Source organism: uncultured Cardiobacterium sp., from assembly GCF_938028185.1.
GTDB lineage: Bacteria > Pseudomonadota > Gammaproteobacteria > Cardiobacteriales > Cardiobacteriaceae > Cardiobacterium.
Window position 1 is genome coordinate 1 of the sequence record NZ_CALJAH010000099.1, and the last position, 1940, is coordinate 1940.

Below are 1940 nucleotides of genomic sequence, written 5' to 3' on the forward strand. Positions count from 1 at the left end.
TATCATCTGGAAACACCTGAAGCGGTCAAGGAATCTCCCGGATTCATGACCCGTTTTTGGGAGGGCTTTGCAGAAGGCTGGAACGCACCGCCGCCAGAATGGCAGCAACGGCGCAAACGGAAACACCTATGAATCACAAGGGAGCTACGGCTCCCTTTTTTGTGCCTGCGAGAAGCAGGAGCGGAAACAAAGAACGCAAAAATGCGGGAAAACACGTTCCCGGCTTGACAGCAGAGCGATATCACCGTCATGCTGAAGCTACCGAAAATCGGCTTTTCCCAAACGTAATCCAGGAGGAATTATGGAAATGATCGTTTGTCCGCACTGCAGCTCCCTGCAACGCCAGACGGCAGACCTGGGCGCGCAACTACAGTGCGAATCCTGCTACAAACCCTTTATTGTCGCCCCGGAGGAGGCGGTAGAAGCCCCACCCCCGGCGGCATCCAAGGCAGCGCCAACGGATCCCGGAGCAGTTGTGCACCGTGTGGCATCCACCCTTGGCGTTCAGGGTGCAGATAGTGTCTTCGACAGTCGTTACAAGAGCGGTCTGCTGGTCGCCAATATCGTGCTGGTTGTGGGCTGGCTGCTCGCGATCGTGGGTATTTTGACTATTCTGACGAGCTTTACCGCGCGCAGTTACGAATTCGCCGCCATCCTAACTACAGGCATTGCTGCATTGGTAGGCGGCATGGTAGCCGTGCTGCTGGCACACGCCTGCCGCGCCGTAATGCACAGCGCCGATTACAACCGGATGCTGCTGGAAAAACTCTCCGACAAGAAATGAGACTGTTGAAAGCCATACATTGGCTACTACAGAGCATTAAGGGCTGGAAACAGTCCTTTTTCTTTTCTATACCGAGCAAACACAAGCGCTGATATTGTCCTATTTGTATCCGTTCGATTACAATGTGCGGCATGTACACCGTCAAATTCCTGCCGCCATTCACGGACTGGTTAAATCGTCTGCCAGATCGTACTGCTCGCCTGCGTCTCTCTAAACGCCTGGATAAAGCAGCGCGTGGAATTTTGGGTGACGTCAAATCCGTCGGCGGTGGTATTTATGAAATGCGCGAACACTTTGGCGCGGGCTATCGTATGTACTATATCCGCCGTGGCGCGGTTGTCATTGTCATGCTTGGCGGTGGCGACAAATCCAGCCAAAGCCGCGACATCGAACAGGCATTACAACTGGCACAAACCTTGGAGGACTAAATCATGACCCGTATTGCTGACCTGCCAACTTTCGACATGGCTGAACAACTCCGGGATGCAGAAGACATCGCTGTCTATCTGCAATTGGCACTTGATGACGAAGACCCGTCCGAGCTGGCGCACGCCTTGGGCATCATTGCCCGCGCGCGTGGGATGACAGAGATCGCGCAAAAAAGCGGGATGACCCGCGAAGCACTCTATAAGGCACTCCGTCCAGGTAGTAGCCCCCGCTTTGAGACTATTAGCAAAGTCATGAAAGCCCTGGATATCAAGCTGACCGCGACACCGCAATCTTGACCCGTCGGTTGTCGGCCGAAATACACAATCACCGGGATTTGACAAGCCCATGGCGACGGCGTATAACAACCGCATGAAGCAACAAAACAGAATTAACCACCTACCAATCTGAAAAACCAAGGAAAACACCATGTTTTGGGGAAAGACAGCACAACAGCTCACCGACATCGAACGGGCTCTACTCGCTCAGGAAGTCCAGCACCTGAAAATACAGGAGGGTGATATTACAACCAAACAGGAGAGCGGATGGACGCTGTTTGCTGAGGGGTTCAGGGAAGGGTGGAATAGAAAAGTCCCTAGCAATACACATGATAAGAATTATTCTGTAAATAAAATACAAATTGATTGCGGTTATGAATATGATTGTATGTTTCCATCATTTTGCATCCCAGAAGCTAATGACTATACACATCCACAATATGAAGAATATT

General features: G+C 51.7%; 4 protein-coding genes. All 4 read left to right on the forward strand.

From position 1 onward, the window contains the following. Window positions 1–301 precede the first annotated feature (301 nt). Entirely contained in the window at window positions 302–784 is a 483-nt protein-coding gene (locus tag Q0349_RS03225; RefSeq protein ID WP_298079439.1) for a hypothetical protein, read from the forward strand. Between the two features lie 131 nt (window positions 785–915). Further along, window positions 916–1212, forward strand: coding sequence for a type II toxin-antitoxin system RelE/ParE family toxin (locus Q0349_RS03230; RefSeq protein ID WP_298079440.1), 297 nt, complete (start codon window positions 916–918; stop codon window positions 1210–1212). A 3-nt stretch (window positions 1213–1215) separates the two neighbouring features. Beyond that, on the forward strand, window positions 1216–1509 hold the full coding sequence (locus Q0349_RS03235) for an addiction module antidote protein (RefSeq protein ID WP_298079441.1): 294 nt from the start codon (window positions 1216–1218) through the stop codon (window positions 1507–1509). Between the two features lie 130 nt (window positions 1510–1639). Further along, on the forward strand, window positions 1640–1940 hold a 301-nt coding region (locus tag Q0349_RS03240; protein WP_298079442.1), incomplete at its 3' end, for a hypothetical protein.